At 63.7% G+C, this 22,487-nt stretch carries 18 protein-coding genes; 8 read left to right on the top strand and 10 right to left on the bottom strand.

Annotated features, from left to right (window positions below; genetic code table 11):
- Positions 1 to 120: 120 nt before the first annotated feature.
- Entirely contained in the window at positions 121 to 1,248 is a 1,128-nt protein-coding gene (gene bshA, locus F561_RS0104565) for an N-acetyl-alpha-D-glucosaminyl L-malate synthase BshA (protein WP_019008767.1), read from the bottom strand.
- Between the two features lie 283 nt (positions 1,249 to 1,531).
- Between bshA and F561_RS0104570 the strand changes: the two genes are divergently transcribed.
- Positions 1,532 to 2,377: a DegV family protein gene (locus F561_RS0104570; RefSeq protein WP_019008768.1), complete on the top strand. Its 846-nt coding sequence runs from the start codon at positions 1,532 to 1,534 to the stop codon at positions 2,375 to 2,377.
- Between the two features lie 86 nt (positions 2,378 to 2,463).
- On the opposite strand, the gene ileS is transcribed toward F561_RS0104570, so the two are convergent.
- Both ileS and F561_RS0104580 read right to left on the bottom strand, forming a co-directional pair.
- Positions 2,464 to 5,733, bottom strand: a complete 3,270-nt coding sequence (gene ileS, locus F561_RS0104575; RefSeq protein ID WP_019008769.1) for an isoleucine--tRNA ligase — start codon at positions 5,731 to 5,733, stop codon at positions 2,464 to 2,466.
- Positions 5,734 to 5,866: 133 nt separating this feature from the next.
- Positions 5,867 to 6,217: a DHCW motif cupin fold protein gene (locus F561_RS0104580; RefSeq protein ID WP_019008770.1), complete on the bottom strand. Its 351-nt coding sequence runs from the start codon at positions 6,215 to 6,217 to the stop codon at positions 5,867 to 5,869.
- A 738-nt stretch (positions 6,218 to 6,955) separates the two neighbouring features.
- Between F561_RS0104580 and rho the strand changes: the two genes are divergently transcribed.
- The 5 genes from rho (at position 6,956) to pdxT (ending at position 11,749) form a co-directional block, all read left to right on the top strand.
- Positions 6,956 to 8,236 carry a transcription termination factor Rho gene (gene rho / locus F561_RS0104585; RefSeq protein ID WP_019008771.1) on the top strand — a complete coding sequence of 427 codons (1,281 nt, stop codon included), beginning with the start codon at positions 6,956 to 6,958 and terminating at the stop codon, positions 8,234 to 8,236.
- A 76-nt stretch (positions 8,237 to 8,312) separates the two neighbouring features.
- The gene (locus tag F561_RS0104590; protein WP_245556425.1) at positions 8,313 to 9,713 is read left to right on the top strand and encodes a peptidoglycan DD-metalloendopeptidase family protein; all 1,401 of its coding nucleotides are present in this window, start codon (positions 8,313 to 8,315) and stop codon (positions 9,711 to 9,713) included.
- Positions 9,710 to 10,123 (top strand): response regulator, encoded by a 414-nt coding sequence (locus F561_RS0104595; RefSeq protein WP_019008773.1) that lies wholly within the window; start codon positions 9,710 to 9,712, stop codon positions 10,121 to 10,123. Before F561_RS0104590 ends, F561_RS0104595 begins: the two co-directional genes overlap by 4 nt.
- 61 nt (positions 10,124 to 10,184) lie before the next feature.
- Entirely contained in the window at positions 10,185 to 11,075 is an 891-nt protein-coding gene (gene pdxS / locus F561_RS0104600; protein WP_019008774.1) for a pyridoxal 5'-phosphate synthase lyase subunit PdxS, read from the top strand.
- A gap of 65 nt (positions 11,076 to 11,140) precedes the next feature.
- A complete protein-coding gene (pdxT, locus tag F561_RS0104605) occupies positions 11,141 to 11,749 on the top strand; it encodes a pyridoxal 5'-phosphate synthase glutaminase subunit PdxT (RefSeq protein ID WP_019008775.1) in 609 nt (202 codons plus the stop codon).
- A gap of 145 nt (positions 11,750 to 11,894) precedes the next feature.
- Here the strand turns inward: pdxT and aspS are convergent, their stop codons facing one another.
- The 3 genes from aspS to F561_RS0104620 form a co-directional block, all read right to left on the bottom strand.
- On the bottom strand, positions 11,895 to 13,643 hold the full coding sequence (gene aspS / locus F561_RS0104610) for an aspartate--tRNA ligase (RefSeq protein WP_019008776.1): 1,749 nt from the start codon (positions 13,641 to 13,643) through the stop codon (positions 11,895 to 11,897).
- Complete coding sequence (gene hisS, locus F561_RS0104615; RefSeq protein WP_019008777.1) at positions 13,643 to 14,941, bottom strand: histidine--tRNA ligase; 1,299 nt, start codon at positions 14,939 to 14,941, stop codon at positions 13,643 to 13,645. Before hisS ends, aspS begins: the two co-directional genes overlap by 1 nt.
- Before the next feature lie 129 nt (positions 14,942 to 15,070).
- Positions 15,071 to 15,457: an IPT/TIG domain-containing protein gene (locus F561_RS0104620; RefSeq protein WP_019008778.1), complete on the bottom strand. Its 387-nt coding sequence runs from the start codon at positions 15,455 to 15,457 to the stop codon at positions 15,071 to 15,073.
- Positions 15,458 to 15,493: 36 nt separating this feature from the next.
- Between F561_RS0104620 and F561_RS0104625 the strand changes: the two genes are divergently transcribed.
- Positions 15,494 to 16,489: a diacylglycerol/lipid kinase family protein gene (locus F561_RS0104625; protein ID WP_019008779.1), complete on the top strand. Its 996-nt coding sequence runs from the start codon at positions 15,494 to 15,496 to the stop codon at positions 16,487 to 16,489.
- 88 nt (positions 16,490 to 16,577) lie between these two features.
- Here the strand turns inward: F561_RS0104625 and F561_RS0104630 are convergent, their stop codons facing one another.
- From F561_RS0104630 to lnt, 3 genes are all read right to left on the bottom strand, one after another.
- The gene (locus tag F561_RS0104630; RefSeq protein ID WP_019008780.1) at positions 16,578 to 17,360 is read right to left on the bottom strand and encodes an amino acid ABC transporter ATP-binding protein; all 783 of its coding nucleotides are present in this window, start codon (positions 17,358 to 17,360) and stop codon (positions 16,578 to 16,580) included.
- 115 nt (positions 17,361 to 17,475) lie between these two features.
- Positions 17,476 to 18,453: a tyrosine-type recombinase/integrase gene (locus tag F561_RS0104635; protein ID WP_019008781.1), complete on the bottom strand. Its 978-nt coding sequence runs from the start codon at positions 18,451 to 18,453 to the stop codon at positions 17,476 to 17,478.
- Between the two features lie 217 nt (positions 18,454 to 18,670).
- Positions 18,671 to 20,158: an apolipoprotein N-acyltransferase gene (lnt, locus tag F561_RS0104640; RefSeq protein WP_157451563.1), complete on the bottom strand. Its 1,488-nt coding sequence runs from the start codon at positions 20,156 to 20,158 to the stop codon at positions 18,671 to 18,673.
- A 233-nt stretch (positions 20,159 to 20,391) separates the two neighbouring features.
- Here lnt and F561_RS0104645 point away from each other — a divergent pair, with 233 nt between their 5' ends.
- Positions 20,392 to 21,093: a metallophosphoesterase family protein gene (locus F561_RS0104645; RefSeq protein ID WP_019008783.1), complete on the top strand. Its 702-nt coding sequence runs from the start codon at positions 20,392 to 20,394 to the stop codon at positions 21,091 to 21,093.
- 97 nt (positions 21,094 to 21,190) lie between these two features.
- On the opposite strand, the gene F561_RS0104650 is transcribed toward F561_RS0104645, so the two are convergent.
- A complete protein-coding gene (locus F561_RS0104650; RefSeq protein ID WP_019008784.1) occupies positions 21,191 to 22,366 on the bottom strand; it encodes an alanine--glyoxylate aminotransferase family protein in 1,176 nt (391 codons plus the stop codon).
- Positions 22,367 to 22,487: the final 121 nt, after the last annotated feature.

Consider the following 22,487-nt stretch of genomic DNA (forward strand, 5'->3'; position numbering starts at 1 on the left):
AAATGCGTACAGAGTTTCGGGCCGGAGATCCATCATGCCGACCACGCGTGAGCGAGTCTACTCTACCCGGCACCAGACAGCTTCGTGTCTTCTGGACACCAACCGATCTTTAGACCGGGTTCATTCCTGAGCGGCCACCGTGCGCGCATAGGCGTCCAGGTAACGCGGCACGATCTGATCGGGATGAAAGCGCGTGGTGGCCGCGTGCCGTGCCGCCGTGCCCATGCGCTGATACAGGTCGCGGTCACGCAGCACCCGCAGCGCGGCGTCGGCCATCGCGTCCACATCGCCCACGTCGGCCATAAACCCGGTCACACCTTCCTCGACCACTTCGGGAATGCCTCCAGCACGGGTGGCGACCACCGGAACCTCACAGCTCATGGCTTCCAGCGCGGCCAGCCCAAAGCTCTCGTTACTGCTGGGCAGCAAAAACAGATCGCTGATGCCCAGCACGGTCTGAACATCCGGGAAAGAGCCGAGAAAATGCGTGCGCCCGATAACGCCCAGCGTTTTTGCCAGCTCGAAGGCGCGGGGCCGCTCGGGGCCGTCTCCGATCATCAATAGCCGCGCCGGAATCTCGGAGGCCACCCGTGCAAACACCTCGATCACGTCTTCTGCACGCTTCACGGGCCGGAAGTTGCTGACATGCACCAGCAGGGCCTCGTCGGGGTGGGCAAAGCGGGCGCGAACGGTGGGGTCGGTGATCCGCACGAACCGTCCGGCGTCCACAAAGTTGTGAATGACCTCGATTTCCCGGTCAATGCCGAACAGTTCCCGCGTCTGGTCGGCCAGAAAACGTGACACCGCCGTCACATGGTCGCTGCGCTCGATGGCGTGCCGGGTGGTGTGCCGGAAGGCGGGTTCCGCGCCCACCAGCGTCACGTCGGTGCCGTGCAGCGTGGTCATGACCCGCGTTTTGCCGGTGATGGCCCGCGCATGAATGGCCGCCGTCGCGTGCGGAATCGCGTAATGCGCGTGCGTCAGTTCCACGCCTTTTTCCAGAATCACTTCGGTGAGGGTATTGGCCGCCGCCAGTTCGGGGTAAGGCTGATCGAACAGGGCGTAGGCGAAGCCGCTGACCTGATGAAAAAACGGCCCCTGCACGCCGCCGTGCCCCGACAGCCGGAACGGTTGCGCCGATCCCACGAAGTGCACCTCGTGGCCTGCCTGCGCCACCATCAGCCCCAGTTCGGTGGCGACCACGCCCGATCCGCCCGCGCTGGCATGACATAACACGGCCACCTTCAACGGCGGCTCCAGAAGAAAGAATCAGAAATAGATAAGAAAAAGAAGGTCATGGCTGCGAAGTATAGGACTCCCTCACCGTCAAAAGCGTGTCAAGCACAGCCGGTGGGGGCTTCTGAATTTCTGAAGGAATCCGCCGGGGACTTGAGCAGGCTGGGCCGAGCCAGACAACCTGCACGGCAGACCCCCCACCCCCGTTGTCTAAGCCTCAACTGTCTTCCGGATCACCAAGAGCGCTGGGAATCGCATGGACAGCCGCCCAGCGCTTGTCTACCCTCATCTGGATATGCTCGCCGTCCTCACCGACTCCACATGTGATCTTCATCCAGAAACTGCCCGTCAACTGGGTATCCGAATCGTTCCCCTGAGTGTGCAGCTTGGAAGTCGCTCGCTGATGGACTGGCAAGAAATCGACCCGGACGCCGTGTACGACCACCTCAGAGCAGGCGGCACCGTCAGCACCCAGCCCGTGAGTACCGCCGCTTTTGAAACGGCTTACCGCGATCTGCTCGTCAGCCACCAGCAGATCATCAGCATCCACATCTCGGGCCAACTGTCCGAGACGGTGCAGCACGCCCGCGAAGCCGCCGAGCGTCTGGGTGCGGGCAACCGCATTCATATCGTGGATTCGGGCCTGGCCTCGTCGCCCCTGGCCGAAGCCGTGATCGCGGCCCGTGACGCCGTGTGGGCCGGAGCCACCCTGGAGACCGCCCGCCAGGCCGCCGAAACTGTGGGCCGTGATCTACACGCGGAATTCACGGTCACCAGCCTCGAATACCTGCGCCGGGGCGGACGCATTGGCCGCGCTCAGGAGTTTTTCGGCAACATGCTGGGCATGCGCCCGGTGCTGGCCTTCACGAACGGTCAACTGAAAGCCACCCGGCGCGTGCGTGCCGCGAACGCCACGCAGGACCTGTTGAACAATCTCAAAGAGCGCTACGATACGGCTCCCCTGAGCGTCACCATTTCTCATGCAGGACGCGATCCCGCCCGCATTGCCGAACTCCGCGCCGCCATGACCTCGTGCGGCCTGAACGTGGTCAAGGGCCGCGTGCAGCTGATGGGGCCAGTGATCGGAGCGCATGTGGGGCCAGGCACCTACGGCTTCATGGCGCGGCCTGTAGAAGAGTGAGGATCGTGGTGGGTGAATCGTAGACCGTGGAAATAGAAGAAGGGGGCCAGAGCAATCACGCTCTGGCCCCCTTCTTCTGTGTTCCTTTATCCCTGACGGGTCAGGTACGCCTTCCCGCCTTCCACCTCGGCTTCAAAGCCCTCTGCGGGGCCGTAGCTGAGGCTCGTTGCCAGCGTTTCTCCGGCGATGAAGTCCTGCCACGCTTCGGCGGCGTCCCTCGCGTCGCCTTCCAGCGCCAGCGACAGGGCAATGCGGTCCTGCACCTGAAACCCCGCCGCCTTCCGCGCCTCCTGCACGCCGCGCACGAGGTCGCGGGCCAGTCCTTCCAGCACCAGTTCCCGCGTCAGGGTGGTGTCAAAGGCCACGAGGTAGCCGTCACTCTCGGCAGCGGCCACTCCTTCCGGCGAGCGGGCATCGACCAGCACGCTGTCGGGCGTGAGTTCAAATTCACCCACCGTGAAATTCTGGCCCGCCTGCACCGCGCCTGCCACCGCCGCCGCGTCTGCCGCCGCCAACGCCGCCTTCAGCGCAGGCAACTGCTTGCCGTACACCTTGCCGATCACAGGCAGATTGGGGCGCAGGCTGTATTCCACCAGATCGGTCACGGCCTCCAGAAAGATCACGCCCTTCACGTTCAATTCTTCGGCCATCTGGCCTTCAAAGCGGCGCAGAGAATCGGTGCGTTCGGGCGTCCCGGCCCTCACCGTCACGCTCGCCAGCGGTTGCCGCGTCTTGAGGTTATGTGCTCCGCGCACCGCACGGCCCAGGTCCACGACCTTCATCACGCCGTCCATCTCGGCGGTCAGCACCGAATCCAGTCGCTCGGGGCGCACCTGCGGCCAGGAGGTCAGGTGCACGCTGTCCTGGCCCTGGCCCCCGGTCAGGTTGCGGTACAGCGCGTCGGCCAGGAAGGGCGTAAACGGCGCGGTGAGCTGCGAGACCACCAGCAGCGACTCGTGCAGCGTGGCGTACGCGGCGGTGTCCACCTGCCCGCCTTCGCCCCAGAAGCGTGAGCGGTTGCGGCGCACGTACCAGTTGCTCAGGTCGTTCACAAAGCGCTCCAGCGCCCGCCCGCCGCCGCGTGCATCGTAACTGTCCAGCGCGGCGGTCACGTCCTGCACGGTCTCTTCCAATCTCGCCAGCAGCCAGCGGTCAATCTCCGGGCGCTCGGCAACCGCAGGCGCGGCCCCCAGGTCCGGCTGATCCAGATTCGCATACAGCACGAAGAACGAATACACGTTCCAGAGCGTGTTCACGTAGCTGCGCTGCGCTTCTCCCACCAGCCGCTCGGAAAACCTCTTCTGATCGCCGGGATCGGATGCCATGAACATGTACCAGCGCACGCTGTCGGCCCCGTAGCGGTCAAACACGGGCAGCGGCTCGATCACGTTCCCCTTGCTCTTGGACATCTTCGCGCCCTTCTCGTCCACGATATGGCCGAGGCAGATCACATTCTTATACGCGGGCTGGCCGTACAGCATGGTGGAGATGGCGTGCAGGCTGTAAAACCAGCCCCGCGTCTGGTCGATGGCCTCACTGATGAAATCGGCGGGATAGTGCCGCTCGAAGACATTCTTCTGCTCTTCGGTTCCCGGCAGGGCCGCCTCGCCCGCCCTGTCCAGCAGCAGGTGCCACTGGGCATACGGCACCGACCCGGAATCGAACCACACGTCCAGCACTTCCGGCACGCGGCGGTAGCTCTTGCCGTCCTTCTCGAAGGTGATGTCGTCGATGTATGGGCGGTGCAGATCGAGTTCCGACAGGTCGCGGCCCGCCAGTTCGCTCAGTTCGCGCACGCTGCCCACCACGATCAGGTCTCCGTCGTCGGACACCCAGAACGGCAGCGGCGTGCCCCAGTAGCGCTCGCGGCTGATGGCCCAGTCCACGTTGCCTTCCAGCCAGTTGCCAAAGCGCCCGTTCTTGATGTGGGCCGGAACCCAGTTGATCTTCTGGTTCTCTTCCTGCATCCGCTCGGACACCGTGCTGGTGCGGATATACCAGCCCTTCTTGGCAAAGTACAGGATCGGGTCGCCCGTGCGGTCATGAAAGGGATACCGGTGGCGCAGCGTGCCCGACCAGAACATCAGGCCGCGTGCCTTCAGGTCAGCGATCAGGCCCTTATCAGCGTCCTTGAAGAATTTCCCGCGCTCGGCAGTAACCTGCAAGAGGCCGTGATCGTCCACCCCGAACATGGGCGGAACGCCGTATTTGCGGGCCAGTTCCAAATCTTCCGCGCCGTAAGCCGGGGCTTCATGCGCCACGCCCGAGCCGTCAGCCGCGTTCACAAAGTCGGCCAGCGTCACGAAATGCATCACCGGGCGGCCTTCCGGCGTGCGCTCGTGCAGCGTTTTCACGGCTCCCAGTTCCGGCGCAACCTCGGGAAAGGGCGGCTCGTATTCCACGCCTTCCAAGGCCTGTCCAGCAAAGCGGGCCAGCACTTCCAAGGCAGGGGCGTCCTTGTGCAGCCCGCTCAGGCGCTCCACGGCGTCCTCGGCCACCACGACCACGCCGCCCTGACCGCGTGCAGCCACATAGGTCAGCCCTGCGTTGACTGCCGCCAGCGTATTGCTGGGCAGTGTCCAGGGTGTGGTCGTCCAGACCAGCAGGCTCAGGCCCACGCGGTCAGCTTCCGGCACCTCTTCCAACGCCGCCCGCGCCGCCTCCGGCAGGGTGTCCCAGATCACCGGAAAGCGCACGTACACGCTGGGATCGTCCACCATCCGGTAGGAATCCACCTCGCCCAACTCGGCCCGAGACAGGGTGGTGCTGATGCGGGGACTCAGCGGCACCACCTTGTAATCCTGCTGCACCAGCCCTTTGGCATGCAGCCGCGCCAGCAGATTCCACACCGACTCGATGTAGTCGTTCTTGTACGTCACGTAGGCGTCTTCCAGATCCACCGAATAGCCCAGACGCTGCGTAAAGGTGTTCCAGTCCTGAATGGTTTCCCAGACGCTGGTGCGGCACAGGCGGTTGAATTCTTCGAGTTCGGCGCGGCTGGCTCCGTGGTTGCGGCCCTGCAAACCCAGTTTCTTTTCCACACTGATTTCCACGGGCAGCCCGTGCGTGTCCCAGCCGCCCTTGCGCGTGACGTGGTAGCCCTGCATCACCTTGTAACGTGGGAACAGATCCTTGAATGACCGCGCCAGAACGTGGTGCAGCGCGGGTTTGCCGTTGGCGGTGGGCGGCCCTTCATAGAACACGAATTCCGGTTGTCCCTCGCGGCGCTCCTGCGTGCGGGCAAAGACCTCGGTGGCCTGCCAGTGGGCCAAGACCTCAGCTTCCATCTCCTTGAAGCTGGGCTGAGAAGGCACGGGCGAAAATCTGTTGGGGGTGTCGGTGGGTGAATGGGTCATGGGAATTCCTTTTGGAGAGAATGGAGTTTCTGGGGGCGGAGTCTAAGGGTCGAGGGTCTGAGCAAGGCCCCTCTTAAAGGGCTTAAAGGAAAGAGCCTGAGTTTTATGCAGTTCTTAGACCCTTAGACCGCCTTCAATCCACAATAAAAAGCCTCGCCCCGCCTGTGGTGCTGGAGCGGTGGGCCTCCGCGCCGTCTGCGACCTGATAGCTCATGCCTGCGCGGAGGGTAAACGTGCGGCCATCGTCCAGTTCGGTCAGCAACTCGCCTTCCAGCACCAGCAGCACATGGCCCTTGCTGCACCAGTGATCGGCCAGATACCCGGCGCTGTACTCCACCAGGCGCACCCGCACGCGCTGGTCGGTTGACCCACTGTTGCCAAAGAACTGGGTACGCCAGGTCGCCGTTCCGGTCAGGCCGGGGTGATGCGTGGCGGCCACCGTGGCCCAGTCGGTCACGCCAAAGGGAATATCGGTGAGTTGCATCGGAAAACCTCGCAGAGACGAGAGGGAGAAAGGGAGGCGGCAACCAAAAAGCGGCACGCCACAGCGGAATTGCTGGGACGCGCCGTGGTTGCGGGCGTGGTACCACCCAACTTCACCCCCAATCGGGAGTCTCGTTGCGGCCCTCTGTCGGGGGGTGTCCGGGGCGGTCTAGTCGGCCTGTATGCGGCCTTTCTTCGCCCAGCGCGGCGGGAGATCTTCGGCAGGTGCGGCTGGCATCAGGCTCTCACTGTCCCTGATTCGCTGTGGCTGCCCTACACTTCCTACTGGCCCGACGTTCGCTGCAAGGTTGTGGCCTCTGCTCATAAACTCATCTAGGAGCCGGGGCGATGCTCATGGTAGGGCGGCATGATGGCAACGGTCAATGCGTCAGATGACAGAGGCCCGGTGTTGACTGTGCAGTTCCGGCCATTGCCAGACATTTACAGACCCCCCTTGCCACTTGTGGGTATGCTAGGTCATACGGACAACAGCAGTGGAGCAGCGGTGCCGCACTATTGGCCTCCCGATTCCCCTGATATGTGCCGTACACAGCCTGCTGCAACAGCATGCAGCCTTCCGCTACTGACGACTTGGTCATGGATTCCTGAACAGGTTGCGTTTACAATTCCCTATAGGGAGTGAGAACATGAAATTTTTTACAGATGGAGCGGTGTTTTCAGAATCAGAAGCCGCTTATTTCAATAGAAACGGCCCACGGCCATCGTCGGGTCGGTGTCTATGACAGACACTCAGTCTCAGGTGGCCCTGCCGTTTCACGAGCTTCAGCAGAAGATTTTGCCCGAGCTGCACCTGATCGCCGCCGAATACGGCATCGAAAATTACCGCAAGCTCAAAAAAGACGCCCTGTCGCTGGCAATCATGGAGCGTCAGGCCGAGCGTGACGGGCAGGTGCTGGCCCGCGGCATTCTGGAAATCAGCGCCGACGGCTACGGCTTCCTTCAATCCGACCTGCTTGACCCGGCCTCCCGCAGCGTGCTGGTCACGGCGGGGGTCATCAAGCAGTTTCACCTGCGAACCGGAGACGAGGTCATTGGCCGCGCCCGCAAGCCGCGTGAGAACGAGCGCTACGGCTCGCTGATTCAGGTGGAAGCCGTCAACGGCCTCGACCCCGAAGCCGCCCGCCGCCGCCCCCGCTTCGACGACCTCACGCCCACCTTTCCAGACATTCAACTTGTTCTGGAAGAACCCGGTATCGACGACGGCCTGAGCCTGCGCGTCGTGGACTTGCTGGTGCCGATTGGCCGGGGCCAGCGTGCATTGATCGTCGCGCCGCCCAAGGCAGGCAAGACCACGCTGCTCAAAAAGATCGCCAATTCCATCGTCCGGAACTATCCCGATGTCACGGTGATGGTCCTTCTGGTCGACGAGCGCCCCGAAGAAGTCACCGACTTCCGCGAAAGCGTGCAGGGCGCACAGGTGATCGCCTCCACCTTCGACGAGCCGCCCCAGCACCATGTGCGGGTGGCTGAATTCGTGCATGAACGCGCCCGCCGGATCGTGGAGGAGGGCGGCCACGTGGTGATCTTGCTGGACTCCATCACCCGCCTCGCCCGCGCCAACAACCTCGTGACGCCCCCGACTGGGCGCACCCTGTCGGGAGGCCTCGACTCCAACGCGCTGCACTGGCCCAAGCGATTCTTGGGCGCGGCCCGCAACATCCGTGAGGGCGGCAGCCTGACCATCCTGGCCACCGCGCTGGTCGAAACCGGCAGCCGCATGGACGATGTGATCTTCGAGGAATTCAAGGGCACCGGCAACGCCGAACTCGTCCTGAGCCGCCGCCTCGAAGAACGCCGCATCTTCCCGGCCATGGACATCCTGAAATCGGGCACCCGCCGCGAGGAACTTCTGCTTCAGCCCGAAGTCCTGAAAAAGATGTGGCTGATGCGCAAGGTCATCAGCGACATGGACCCGGCAGACGCGATGGAAATGCTGCTCGGGCGCATGGGCAAAACCCGCAACAACGTCGAGTTCCTGCAGGCCCTTGCAGGCGGCTGAATTCCCTGCCTTTCCTTCTTTCTCGCCGCCTGTTTCCCTCATGGGCAGGCGGCTGTCCCCTGACCGGAGTTTGTTAGTGCCTGACCGTTCTCGCCCCGTCTCACCCTCCCGCCTCCTGATCCGGAACGCCCTCACTCTGACCCTTCTCGCGTCGCTGCCCAGCGCTGCAGACGCCCTGCCCCTGTTACCCGATCCCACCGCACTGCTCCAGCCGGTGCCCGCCGTATCCCTCAAGCGCGACTCTGCCGCCCCCACCCTGCTGATCGTGACCGATGCCCGCCAGACCTCGGCGGCAGTGGCCCGGCGCTACGGCGTGCCCGCAGAGGCAGTCGATCTGCTGCCGGCACGCGAGCCGGGAGTCCGGGTGCGCCGCATCAAGCTGAATTCCGAGCAGGTTGCCGCCGCCCCAGTGCGGCCAACGTCGGTCATCGACCACACCGTCCGCCCCGGCGAAAGCCTCGACCTCATCGCCCGCCGCTTCCGCCTGACCCTGGTCGAACTTCTGAGCGCCAATCTGGAGCGCGAGAGTCTGGACGACCTGCGGGCAGGCGAAACCGTGCGCATTCCCACCGCCGAAACAGGCGTCCTCGTGCGGATCAAACCCGGTCAGACGGCCCTTTCTCTGATCGCAGGCTACGGCGCAGACCTTCAGGCGACCGCGCAGGCCAACGGCGTGCTGCCCACTGAACTCGGCGTCGGGGATGAACTTCTTCTGCCCGGTATCCTGGCCCAGAATTTTCACGAGCAACTTGTGGAGCGCCGCGAGAACGAAGAGAAAGCCGAAGCCGACGCCCGCATCCTGGCCCAGTACACCCGCTTCACGCAGTGGAAAAAAGACCGCGAACGCGCCCGTCTGGAAGAGAAGTACGCCAATCAGGCCAAATACGAAGCCTACCTCGCCTGGAAAACCAGCCCCGAGCGCCAGCGTCAGATCGCGGCCTACCAGCGTCAGGTGCAGTTCGAGGCGGCTCAGGCGGCCCGCCGCACCCGTGAGCGTGAAGCCCAGCAGCAGGCTGCAACTGAACGTGCTGCCGCGACCACCACTGCCGCCAGCTCCAACGTGGGCCGCGACGTTCCCGGCAACCGCGTCACGGCAGGCGGCGGCCTCGCGTGGCCCATGCGCTCCTACCGCCTGACCAGCCGCTACGCAGAGCGCGATATTCCCTTCCATCAGCAGGTGTTCCACGGCGGCATCGATCTGGCCGCACCGACAGGCACTCCCATCTACGCGGCTTCCGGCGGCAGCGTGACCCAGAGCGGCTACGGCGATTACGGCCTGAACGTGTTCACGGCCAGTGGCAACTCCACACTGGTCTACGGCCACATGAGCCGCACCGCTGTTTCTGCGGGCCAGACCGTATCACGCGGCCAATTGCTCGGTTACGTCGGCTGCTCCGGCATCTGCACCGGGCCGCACCTCCATTTTGAGATTCGCCTCGGCGGGCAAACGGTCGACCCCCTGGCGCTCCTGCCATGACCGACCCGGACGAGGAAGGCGCAGGCCTGCATCTGCTCGTCGTGGATGATGAGGCCCAGATTCTGGAACTGCTCGACCTGACCCTCACCATGAGCGGCTTCCTCGTGACCACCGCCCGCAGCGGCCCGGACGCTCTGGCTCTCGCCCAGTCCCAGCCCTTCGACGTGATCGTCCTCGATATCCTGATGACGCCCTGGGACGGCTTTGAAACCGTGCGCCAGTTGCACGCCGCGTTGGGTGCCCGCCTGCCCCCCGTCGTCTTCCTGTCGGGCCTCAACCGCGCCGCACAGGTTCCAGATCTCGGAGACGCACTGATCGCTGCCTACCTCGTCAAACCTTTCCGACCCTCCCAACTCGTCGAGGTGATCGGTCAGGTGGCCCGCGCTGCACGAGACCACCGTTCAGACTGACCCCATTTATATCCGCAATCTGACCCTATCGCTGGGGTCAGATTTTCTTTACCCTAGCTTCATGACCGATTCCCAGACCGGAACCCAGCAGATCAAGCAAGGCTTTGCCGAAATGTTCAAGGGCGGCGTGATCATGGACGTGGTAACCGCCGATCAGGCCCGTATTGCCGAGGCTGCCGGGGCCACTGCCGTTATGGCCCTCGAGCGCGTGCCTGCCGACATCCGCAAAGATGGCGGCGTGGCCCGCATGAGCGACCCCAGCATGATCAAGGAAATCATCGGCGCAGTGACCATTCCCGTGATGGCCAAAGCCCGCATCGGCCACATCGTGGAAGCGCAGATCTTGCAGGCCCTCGGCGTGGATTTTATCGATGAATCCGAAGTCCTGACCCCCGCCGACGACCAGTTTCATATCCTGAAGCACGGCTTCAAGGTGCCCTTCGTGTGCGGGGCCAAGAACCTCGGTGAGGCCCTGCGCCGCATCGGGGAAGGGGCCAGCATGATCCGCACCAAGGGCGAGGCCGGAACCGGCAACGTGATCGAGGCCGTGCGCCACGCCCGCACCATCCTGGGTGAAATCCGCGCCATCCAGACCCGCCCGCCCGAAGAACTGATGACAGTGGCCCGCGATCTTCAGGCTCCCTACGACCTGATCCAGTACGTTCACGCCCACGGCAAGCTGCCTGTCGTCAACTTCGCTGCCGGTGGCATCGCCACGCCCGCCGACGCCGCCCTGATGATGCATCTCGGTCTGGACGGCGTCTTCGTGGGCAGCGGCATCTTCAAGAGCGACAACCCCGAGCGCCGCGCCCACGCCATCGTGAAGGCCGTGACCCACTTCGACAACCCCGACATGCTGGCTGAGATCAGCGAAAACCTCGGCGCACCCATGACCGGCATCAACATCGACGACCTGATCCCCGCCGAGCGCCTCGCTTCTCGCGGCTGGTAATACACCCCACTCCAACAGGGGAGACGGCCCACCGCCTTCTCCCCGTTTCCCATGAGGTTTTCCCTATGACCCAGCCCCAACTCGGCGTGTTGGCCCTGCAAGGCGCATTCCGTGAACACCGCCAGCGCCTCGAAACTCTGGGTGCGGCAGTTAAAGAAGTACGTCTACCTGCCGATCTGCACGGCCTCTCTGGCCTGATTCTGCCCGGTGGTGAAAGCACCACGATGGCCCGCCTGATGACCGATTACGCCCTCTGGCAGCCCGTGCGCAACTTTTACGCACGCGGTGGAGCCATCTGGGGCACCTGCGCCGGAGCCATTCTGCTGGCCCGCGACATCGAAGGTGCGCCGCCTCAATTTGGCAAGCAGGAAAGCCTCCACCTGATGGATATTCGCATCCGCCGCAACGCGTTCGGGCGGCAGGTGGACTCCTTTACCACGCCGCTGGCTGTGACCGGTCTGGAACAGCCCTTTCCCGCCGTCTTCATCCGCGCCCCCGTGATCGAAAGCGTGGGTACGGGCGTGGATATCCTGGCCGAGCAGGATGGACAGGTCGTGCTGGCCCGCCAGGGCCGCCTGCTGGCAAGTTCATTTCACCCCGAGCTGACTCCAGACCCGCGTCTGCACCAGCTTTTCCTCGACTTGGTGGACGCGGCGACCCTGGTGACCCCCTGAGAATCAATTGAATGCAAATAGACTATTCACGATCCAGGTTTGTCGTGAATACTTTCACTTACTTTTCCCCAACCAAGTAGCACAACAAGAGAAGGGAGAGGCCAATGCTCACGCCTCTCCCTTCAACGCGTTACCACATTCAGCTTTATTCCAGTTCCACCCGCGTCGCCACCTGAACGCCGACTTCCGTCAACTGGTCGGCATCGACTGGGGCCGGAGCCAGGGCCATCAGATCCGCGCCCCGGTTGTTTTTGGGGAAGGCGATAACCTCGCGGATGCTCTGCGCTCCGGCCATCACCATCAGCAGGCGGTCAAAACCCCACGCGATGCCGCCGTGTGGGGGCGTGCCCGCTGCCAGCGCATCCAGAAAAAAGCCGAACTGGGCATGGGCCTCGGCGGGCGTAAAGCCGATGGCCTCGAACATCTTTTCCTGCACGGCGGGGTCATGAATTCGGATGCTGCCGCCGCCGATCTCGAAGCCGTTGAGCACGAGGTCGTAAGCCTGAGCGCGAATCTCGCCCTGCCGCTCGGTGCCGAACAGGTGAATATCGTCGGGGTGCGGGGCCGTGAAGGGATGGTGCATATACGTCCAGCGGGCGTTGGCTTCGTCGTATTCGAGCTGCGGAAATTCGGTGATCCAGGAGACGTGGAACTGTCCACCCGCCGCCAACCCGAACAGGTCGCGAAGGGCCAGGCGCACCGCCCCCAGCGCCGTCACCGCCTTCTGCCAGTCGCCCGCCGCAAACAGCAATGTTCCGCCCGCCGCGACCCCCGTGCGTGAAATCAGTTCTGCGGCCTGATCGCCTACAAATTTGCTGATGCCGCCCGTGAATCCGTCGCCGTCCCGCTTCAGCCACGCTAGGCCTCCTGCTCCGTTTTGCTTGGCGACCCGCTCCAGCGCATCGATCTGCTTGCGCGTCAGCTCGGGTGCAGCGATGACTTTGACGCTGCTGGCACTGGCAAAAGCCTGAAACGCACCGCCCGCAAACAGGTCGGTGACATCCACAAAGGCCGAATCAAAGCGCAGGTCGGGCTTGTCGGAGCCGTATTTGTCCATCGCCTCAAAGTAGGACAGGCGCGGGAAGGGCAGCGGCAATTCGGTGCCCAGCACGTCGCGGAAGACTGCCGCCAGCAGCCGTTCCTGAAGCTCCAGCACGTCTTCTTGCTCCACGAAGCTCAGTTCCATATCGAGCTGAGTGAAGTCGGGCTGGCGGTCTGCCCGCAAATCCTCATCGCGGAAACAGCGGGCCAACTGGTAATAGCGGTCAAATCCGGCGATCATCAGCAGTTGCTTGAAGAGCTGGGGCGACTGCGGCAGCGCGTAGAATTCGCCCGGATTCAGGCGGCTGGGCACCAGAAAGTCACGCGCACCCTCGGGCGTGGACTTGGTGAGCATCGGCGTTTCCACCTGAATAAACCCTTCCGCATCCAGAAAGCGCGTGACCGACGCCACCGCCTTGCTGCGGAGCATCAGGTTGCGCTGCATTTCCGGGCGGCGCAGGTCCAGATAGCGGAACTTCAGGCGAATGTCCTCAGCGGCGGTGATCGGCGTGCCGTCCACCTGAAAAGCGGGCGTGGTGGCCGCATTCAGAATCCTGAGGGCCGTGGGAATGACCTCGATGCCGCCCGTCGGATAGGCGTCCGTGCGCTGGGCCTCGCCGCGCTCGCGTACCAAGCCCGTGACCTCGATCACGAATTCGCCGCGCAGTTCGCTGGCGACGCCGTATGCCGGATTGTCCGACTCGATGGTGAGCTGCACGATGCCGCTGCGGTCACGCAAGATCACGAAATATTGCTCGGGAAAATCGCGGACCCGGTTGACCCAGCCCTGCAAGGTCACGGTCTGTCCGGCGTGGGTGGGGCCAAGTTCGGCCACGTAACAGGTGCGTTTCATCAGTTGTTCTCCAGTTCGGTGAGGACGGTGTTCAGGTCGTCCAGCGCCACTTCCCGCTGCTCGCCCGACACCAGATTCTTGAGGTTCAGCACGCGGCGCAGGGCCTCATCGGTGCCAATAACGGCAGCGTAGCGGGCGCGGCGGCGTTCGGCGTCCTTGAAGGCGTTGCCGGGTTTCTGGGCCTTGTACGCGAATTCCACCCGCGCCACGGCCCGCGCAGAACGCGCAATCTGCGCGGCCAAGCCCACATTCTCAGCGTCCATGGCCGCCAGATACAGCAGCGGCCCCGGCGTTCCCGGCAGGCTCACGCCCTCGGCTTCCAGCGCCAGCAACAGCCGTTCTATTCCAAAGGCCCAGCCGATCCCCGGCACTTCCGGCCCGCCGAGCTGAGCGCTGAGGCCGTCGTAGCGCCCGCCCCCGCCCAGCGCCGACTTCGCGCCCACGCCCTCGTGGTGCAGTTCCCACGCTGTGCGGCGGTAGTAATCCAGCCCGCGCACGATGCTGGGGTCCAGGTCGTACTCCACGCCCCACGCGCCCAGATACGCCTGAACTTCTGCAAAGTGTGCCGACGCCTCCGCGCCCAGAAAGTCCAGCATGGGCCGCACCGCGAGTTCACGAATCAGGTCCTGATCCTCGGCGCTCTTGCTGTCCAGAATCCGCATCGGGTTGCGGGTCAGGCGGTCTTTGGAATCGTCCGATAAATGCTCCAGGTGCGGCGTAAACAGCCCGCGCAGATACTCGTTGTAGTTGTCCCGGTCTGCCGGATCACCGATGCTGCCCAGCTTCACGCGCACGCCACTCAGCCCCAGCGCCCGCACCACATCCACCATCAGCGCAATCGCCTCGGCATCCACCAGTGCGTCTGTGCTGCCCAACACCTCGTAATCCACCTGATGAAACTGACGCAGGCGGCCTTTCTGCACGTTTTCAGCGCGGAACATCGGGCCATGCGTCCAGAGTTTCAGCGGCGCGGGCAACTGCTTCAGCCCGTTTTGCAGGTAGGCACGCACCATTCCAGCGGTGCCTTCTGGCCGCAGGATAAACCCGCCATGATCGCCAAAGTAATACACCGTAAACATCTCTTTGCGAACAATATCGGTGCTGCCGCCCACGCCGCGCTTGACCAACTCGGCTTCCTCGAACAGCGGCGTTGCCATAAACTGCGCTCCAGCACGCTCCAGCACGCGCCGCGCCGTTTCCTGCACATGAGCGAAAGCAGAGGCCTGAACATCCAGACTGAGTTTCGGACTGCCATCCGGCAGGTGATCTTTGGTGCCCTTGGGCCGGTCTATCGCCATAACGCCCCGGAGTCTACAGGGCGGCGGGGAGGGAATGAATGGGGAAGGTGGCGCAGAGGCCACAGTCCAGCGCCAAAACAGGGGAGAGGGCGGCCCCCGCACCGGCAGGCCGCCCCCAACCCTCCATCCTTACTGGCCGATGCTGTAAGAGATTGGGTTTGACTTGAGGCTACCGACAGTGACGTAAACATAAGCGCCACCGGGGGGCAGGTCAGACGGCACCGTAAAGGTGATTTCGCTGGGCGTCCAGCTTTGAATGGCTGCGGCAGGCAGGTCGAAACCGCCGCTTCCATCGTAGGCTGCACCCATTCGGATGGTGGCGCTGGCTGGGCCGCCCAGATAACGACCCTGAACGGTCAGCGTGCCGCCGCGAACTACTGGAGCAGAAACTTTGTACAGCACTGGCTTAACCGCGACAAACCGCTCGGTGCTGGTTTGCTGACGCGGCGCACAGGAAGAAAGAGAACCAAGAAACAGCCCAGTCATCAGTAAAGAACCCACCAAGAAACGCGCCATAAAGAGCCTCCGTGCGGGCAGTCTAATGAGCCGTGTATGACCGGTCAAATCACCCCCCCCAACGCTGAATTGTTCACAGCGCTTTCTGACGCAGATCAGGCCACCCTCGCTCCCCTCGCCGGTAAGCGGGTGATGGTGGTTTTCAATCCCAAAAGCGGCCAGGGCGACAGCGATCTGCCCGCGTTTATAGCGCTGCTCAGGGCGGCGGGCGCACAGGTGACCGAGCGTGAGCTGACCCCGGAAAAACCCATGAGCAGCTACGTGGAAGACATCACGGCCTTCGATGTGGTGGTCGGCGCGGGCGGTGACGGCACCGTGAGCAGCCTCGCCTATGCCAGCCGATACAAGAATGTGCCGCTGCTGGCCTACCCGGCAGGCACCGCCAACCTGATCGCCCAGAATCTGGATTTGCCCCGCACGCCGCTGGCTCTGGCGCAGGTGGTGGCAGGTGCACACGTGGTCCGGGTGGATTTGGGAGAACTGGAAGTCAGGGGAGAGACCCACGGCTTTGCCATGCTGGCCGGAGCTGGAGCCGACGCCGCCATGATCCGCGATTCCGAGGAGCTCAAGGAAAAATTCGGCGCGATGGCCTACGTCATGAGCGCGATGAAGCAGCTCAATCCCAAAAAGACCACCTTCCACCTCGTGCTGGACGGCCAGAAGCGGGAGTTTGAAGGCATCGGCGTGATGGTCGCCAACTTCGGCATGGCCAATTACCGCCTGCCCATCACCACCGACATCAGCCCCAGCGATGGCCGCTTCACTGTGGTGCTGCTGAAGGCGGGCAACATCATGCGACTGGTGCCCAACCTGATCGACTCGGTGCGGGCCAAGTTGAATCTGGGCGATCCCCTGTTCAGCGGCAACCTCGAAACTGTGGAAGCCAAAGAAGTCAGCGTGGTGTCCGACGAACCGTTCCCGCTGCAATACGACGGCGAACTGCACGAAGAAACGACTCCCTTTACCGCCAAAATCCTTCCCGGAGCCATCCGGTTCCTGACGGGGGCCAAGAAAGGAGACCTGGATACCTGAAGCCAATGATGGGTCTCCGCTCAACAGAAAGGCAGCCGGAAGCGTCGTCGCCCCGGCTGCCTTTCGTGATGCTGGCCTCGCCCTACGTTCAGTGGCCCAGCACTTTACTCAAAAACGCTTTGGCCCGCTCGTGCTGAGGGTTGTTGTAGAACTGCTCCGGCGTGGTGTCTTCCACGATATTGCCCTGATCGAAGAACACCAGACGGTCGGCCACTTCCCGCGCAAAGCCCATCTCGTGTGTGACGCACAGCATGGTCATGCCGCTGCCCGCCAGGCCCTTCATCACGTCCAGCACCTCCTTGATCATCTCGGGATCAAGGGCCGATGTCGGTTCGTCGAACAGCATCACCTTGGGATCCATCGCCAGGGCGCGGGCAATGGCGACCCGCTGCTGCTGCCCGCCCGACAACTGGGCCGGATACTTGTAGGCCTGTTCCTCGATGCCCACCCGGGTCAGCAATTCCATCGCCCGCGCTTCGGCCTGCGCTTTGGGCTGCTTGCGTACCCGGATCGGGGCCAGCGACACGTTCTGCAGCACGGTCAGGTGCGGAAACAGATTGAAGCTCTGAAACACCATGCCCACTTCCCGGCGAATGGCGTCCAGATTCTGCCCGTCCTTGAGTTCCATGCCGTCCACGATGATGGTGCCCTGATCGTGCGCTTCGAGGCGGTTGATGGTGCGGATAAAGGTGGATTTGCCGCTGCCCGACGGCCCGATGATGACCACGACCTCGCCCGACTGCACCGACATGTTCACCCCGCGCAGGGCGTGAAAGGCACCGAAATGCTTGTGGACGTCGACGGCCTTGATGATCGGGTCGCCTGATTTCACGGGCGGGTTCTGCTTGCTGAGATTCGCATGGGCGGTCATAACTCCTCCAGAATAACGTGGGGCAAATGATGGGTTCTGGAGCCAGTGTAATGCCGCAGCCAAACGGCGACGCGCCGTGGTGTCTAGCCGCGCCGACACCGGGCAGGGAAGACCCCTAAATGAATCCCTCCATCACCTCATCCAGATCGTCTTCGGGCAGTTCCACATATCGGCGTGTGGTATCCACCTGCTCGTGCCCCAGAAACCCGGCCACCCGCGTAAAGTCCTTGACGGCGGCGTACAGCTGTGTCCCCGCGTATTTGCGCCCTGCATGAAAGCCCCGGAACTCATGCTCGCGCCCGCACTTCAGCGCCAGCTTCTGCAACCGCTCGTAGGCGCTGGAATAGGCCGAAAAGGTGAACAGGCGGCTCGTCGGCGTGGACACCGTTTCCGCTTTCAGTGCCTCCAATGCCTCCCGCAGTTTCGCACTCAGCGGCACGATTCTGGCCTTATCGCCCTTGCCATGTGCCACCAGCAGCCGCCTGCGCCGCAGGTCGATCTGGCCCCATTCCACCGCCAGCGCCTCGGCAATCCGCAGCCCCGCGTGCGTGAGCAGCAGCAGCAGCACCGCTTCCTGCGCGTCGGCTTCTGCCAGCATCGCCTGCACAAAATCAGCGCGGTACGGGGGATTCTTCACGATGCCCTTGGTGCGGTCTTTGGGGCGCTTCACGTCGCCAAAAGGGTCGGCGTCGGTGGCCCCGGCCCAGCGCAGGGCGCGGTACAGGGCAGAGGCGGCGGCCACCCGCGCCTGTACGGTGGCGGGTTTCAGGCCCGAGGCACTCAGGCTAGCCACGAACAGTGCGGGTTCGCGGCGACCCGGATGCGTCAGGTTCCAGGCGTGGGCGCTGGCATGGTCCACCACCACCCTGACTCCCGTTTTGTAGGCCCGCAGGGTATGGGGGCTGACGCGCACGCCCGCGCTGGTGTCGCTGCTCAGGCAGGCCAGCGTGAGCGCCCACAGGTCTTCAAAGTCTTTGTCACGGGCAGCGCGGATGGCCCGCACGCGCAGGGCCTCGTCGGTCAGGCCAGCAAAAGCGCGGGCCTGGGCCAGGCGGTCGCCGGAATACAACACAGGAGCGGAAGTGTCGGACATACGGACCGATGATAACAAGCCTTATCAACGGCGGGGTGAGATCGTCCCTCAGTGTTCTTTCCCCTCAATCTGGATGGTCAGACCTTTTCCCACGAAACCTGAGGTCAGGACCGTGTAGGTATTTTCCCCCTCAACCTGCTCTCGGCGGCCCTTCTCGGCCTTCCTGTGAGCTTGGCTGATTTTCAGCGTGTGACACGGTGTCAAAAGCTTTTATCTGCTACAGCGTCCGGCGGGAGCGCCGATCCAGCATTCCGGCGAAGATCAGCATCAGCGCGGCCAACCCCAGCGCCAGCCCGTCGCCCACGCGCACGAACAGGGTTTGACCGGTCAGGCGCAGTGGGCGGGCATGCAGGACGCCCTGACCGGAGGCGAGCGTCTGCACCGGCTGGCCCAGATCATTGATTTCTGCGGCGATGCCCTCGTTCACGCTCCGAACCACATAGCGCCGCGTTTCTATGGCCCGCACCCGGCCCATCATGAAATGCTGCTGCACGCCCCAGCCGTCGTACCAGCCGTCGTTGGACACGTTGACCAGCACCTGTGCACCCTTGCCGACCAGCACGCGGGCCACCCACGGAAACACGCTGTCGTAGCAGACATACGCGCCGTACTGAACGCCGTTCAGTTCAAGAGGACTGATCACTTTGGCGGGCGGCACACTTTCCAGAGAGACGCCGATGCTGCGCTCGATGAGGCTCCAGGCCGGGGCCAGAGCCTGCCGGAACGGGAAGTATTCACCGAAGGGAACCGGACGGGCCTTGTCGGTTTCGGAAGTCACGCGGCCACCGTCCCAGGTGCGTACCGAGTTGCGGCGAGGTTCCATCTGGCTCACACCGTAGATTCCGGCTGCAGGCACGGCGGGCAGCAGGGATGGATCACCGATGCTGCTCTCGCTCCACACGACAATTTCTTCCGGGCGCCGGTTGGCGCGGGTCAGGTCGGCCTGCAAGTCGAACTGCTCCTGTGCCGTCAGCTGGCGGGAAGCGCGGCCAAAGGAATCGATGGTGGTTCGCAGCAGGAGCATCGGCGTCTCTGGCCCGCTGCCCGCTGTGCGCGTCAGACCGTAGGCGAATGCCAGTGCCCAGGCCGCCGCCATCAGCAGCAGTGGGCGGCGTCTCCCCCATCCACTGCCCTGCTGTTGCAGCGTGCCCCCAAATGTGGCGCCCACAAAACAGGCCAGCGCCGCCGCCGTGGCCGCGACCAGCACGCTGCCCAGCAGCACGCCGCCCAGGTCGGCAATCTGAATGGCGGGCGTGGGCAGCAGCGTATAGCCCAGCGTGGGCCAGGGAAAGGCAGGCGGGCCGAGAAAGCGCAGCCATTCCAGCACGACCCAGCCGCCCGCCAGTCCCCACACCCGCGCTCCCGCCGAGCGGAACAGGCGGCCCACCAGCCAGGCCATACCAGCCAGGAATCCGCCTTCCAGGGCAAACAGAGCGAAGGCCAGCACGCCTGCGGGTGAAAAGCCGAACAGTTTGCCCAGAAAGGTGGTGAGCCACCACAGATGGACGGCGCTGTAGGCGGTGCCCGCCCAGAAGGCGCGGCCTGCCACGTTGCGGGCACTGCGGCCCTGTGCGGCAAAGGCCAGCAGCGCGGCCAGCGGCAGAAAACTCAGGGCGCTCCAGCCCAGCGGTAATCCGCACAGGGCCAGCAATGTTCCGAGTGAGGCGGCAAGCAGGGCAGAGGACAGGGAGGGCGAGACACGCACCCGCGCATTGTAAGGCGGGCGGGGGTGAGCAACCGCCGTGACTGCACCCCCTACGCTCAAGAGTTGATGAGGGCAGTGGCCTTCACCGCGCCCGGAAGCGGGATTCTTCGGCCAGCAGGCTCTTCTTCTTGACCACCAGCACACGCGCCGCAGAACTGACCGCAGGTCGTACCCGCCCCCTTTGGGGGATTTTCCGCCGCACCGCGCTGCTGGGCTGCTAGGATAAACAGACCTTGAGAATCGCGTTTATCAGTGACCTGCATGCCAACATTCACGCGCTGACATCCGTGAAACGGTTTTTATCTGAAAATATTGTCAATCAGGTGGTCGTGGTCGGTGATCTGGTGGGATACGGCGCGAGTCCCGGCCCGGTGATCGACTTCGTGCGGCGCGAGGGCTGGGCCACCGGGCTGGGCAGCAGCGACATGCGTGTATCCATGGAACTTGGAGAACGCTCGGAGCGCAAGGGCGTGGCCGATCAGGTCCTGACGTGGACGCGCAAGATGCTGACGCCAGAGCAAAACGACTACCTGCGCCGCCTGCCGCCCGGTGGCCGGATCATGACTCCGGTGGGCCGCGTGCGCTTTTTTCACGGCTCGCCTCACAATCCCGAAGACCGGATAGACCTGATGGCGCAGGAGCGGGAACTTGAAGCCCTGGCCGACAGCCTCAGCTCCCGCGTGATCGTGGTTGGCGGCTCGCATGTGCCCTTTGTGCGGGTGGTCGGAGACACGACTTTTCTCGATCCGGGCAGCGTGGGCCTGAGCCTGAACCACGAGCCGGGGGCAGATGTCGCAATCGTGGACTGTGTGGGCCGCAGGCCGAAAGTGTCGCTGCACAAGGTCACCTATGATTTTGCGTCCAGCGCCTTCGACATCATGGCGTGGAACCTGCCGCCTGTGATTGCCGACGTGATCCGCACAGGGAAAATGTAGGGCTGCTGAGCAAAGGGAAGACAACAGAAAGGCGCATCTGCCAGTGTAGATGCGCCTTTCTGTGATGGGGTTATCTCCGGTCCTGATGGCTCAACCTTTACACCAGCACGGCGGTCTTCTCGCTCACCAATCCTGCTGCTTCCAGCTCTGCCTCGTAGCGCATCGTGAGGCCGGGTGCGCCCAGCAGGTCTTCGAGGGCCACCATCAGGGCGCGGTAGGGGGCGGGGCGGGCGGCTTCTCCCATCAACCCCAGACGCCAGATGACTCCAGCGGTGGGGCCAAGGCCGCCAGTCACGCTGATTTCACGGGCGCGGAGGGCCAGACGCACGGCGGCATCGTCCATGCCTGCCGGGAGGCGCAGGGCCAGAACGGTGGGCAGGCGGTCTTCTTCGCGGCGCACATAATGCGAGAAGCCCAGCGGTGCGAGGGTGCGCGTGATGACCTGCCCGAGCTGTTGCACACGCAGTTTCCGGGCGTCCAGTCCCTCTTCCAGTGCGGCTTGCAACGCGGCGTGGAAGGCGTAGTGCAGGTTCACGGGAATGGTGTGGTGGTAGGTATGCTCAACCCAGTAATCGCGCAGGCCTTCAAAGTCGCAGTACCACAGAGGCGTGGGCGTGCGGCGTGCGGCGTAGCGGGCAAAAGCGCGTTCGCTGATGGCAATCGGCGCGAGTCCAGGCGGGGCCGACAGGCATTTCTGTGCGCCGGTGTAGGCGTAGTCCACGCCCCATTCCTGCATATGAAAAGGCTCCATGCCCGCAGTGGTCACGGCGTCTACGGTCAGCAGGACGCCGCTGCCGCGCACCAGTTTGGCGATTTCGGGCACGGGATTCAGCACGCCCGTACTCGTCTCGCCGTGCACGACGGCCACCATCGCCACGCCGTCGAGGTGCGCCGCCACGTCTTCGGGCTTGATGGCTTCGCCCAGTGGGGCCGTGACCAGACGCACATGAGCGCCGTAGCGGGCTGCCATCTCCGCCATGCGGCGTCCGAAGCTGCCGTTGGCACACACCAGAATTTCGTCGCCCTGTTCGACCAGATTGGCAAAGCCCGCTTCCATGCCGAGGCTGCCCGTGCCCGCCAGCAGCGCGGTAAAGGCTTCGGGTTCTGTGCCGTACATCACCCGCAGGTCGGCCTGAATCTCGCGGTTCAGCGCGAATACTTCCGGATCCATGTGGCCCAGCATCCCGCGCATCATGGCCTTCTGGGCACGGGGATGGATCGGGGTGGGGCCGGGTGTCAGCAGGACGTGGTGGTCGTGGGTATCCTCGAACATTTGACCGAGTCTAGCATCCATCCAGACGATTTGAGCAATAGAGTTGCGCTAACCTGGCTAGAGGGGCAGGTCACGGCAATTCAATTGCGCCAGAAGGCTATTTTTCGGAGGCAATGGACTG

This window comes from Deinococcus aquatilis DSM 23025 (assembly GCF_000378445.1).
GTDB classification, from domain to species: domain Bacteria; phylum Deinococcota; class Deinococci; order Deinococcales; family Deinococcaceae; genus Deinococcus; species Deinococcus aquatilis.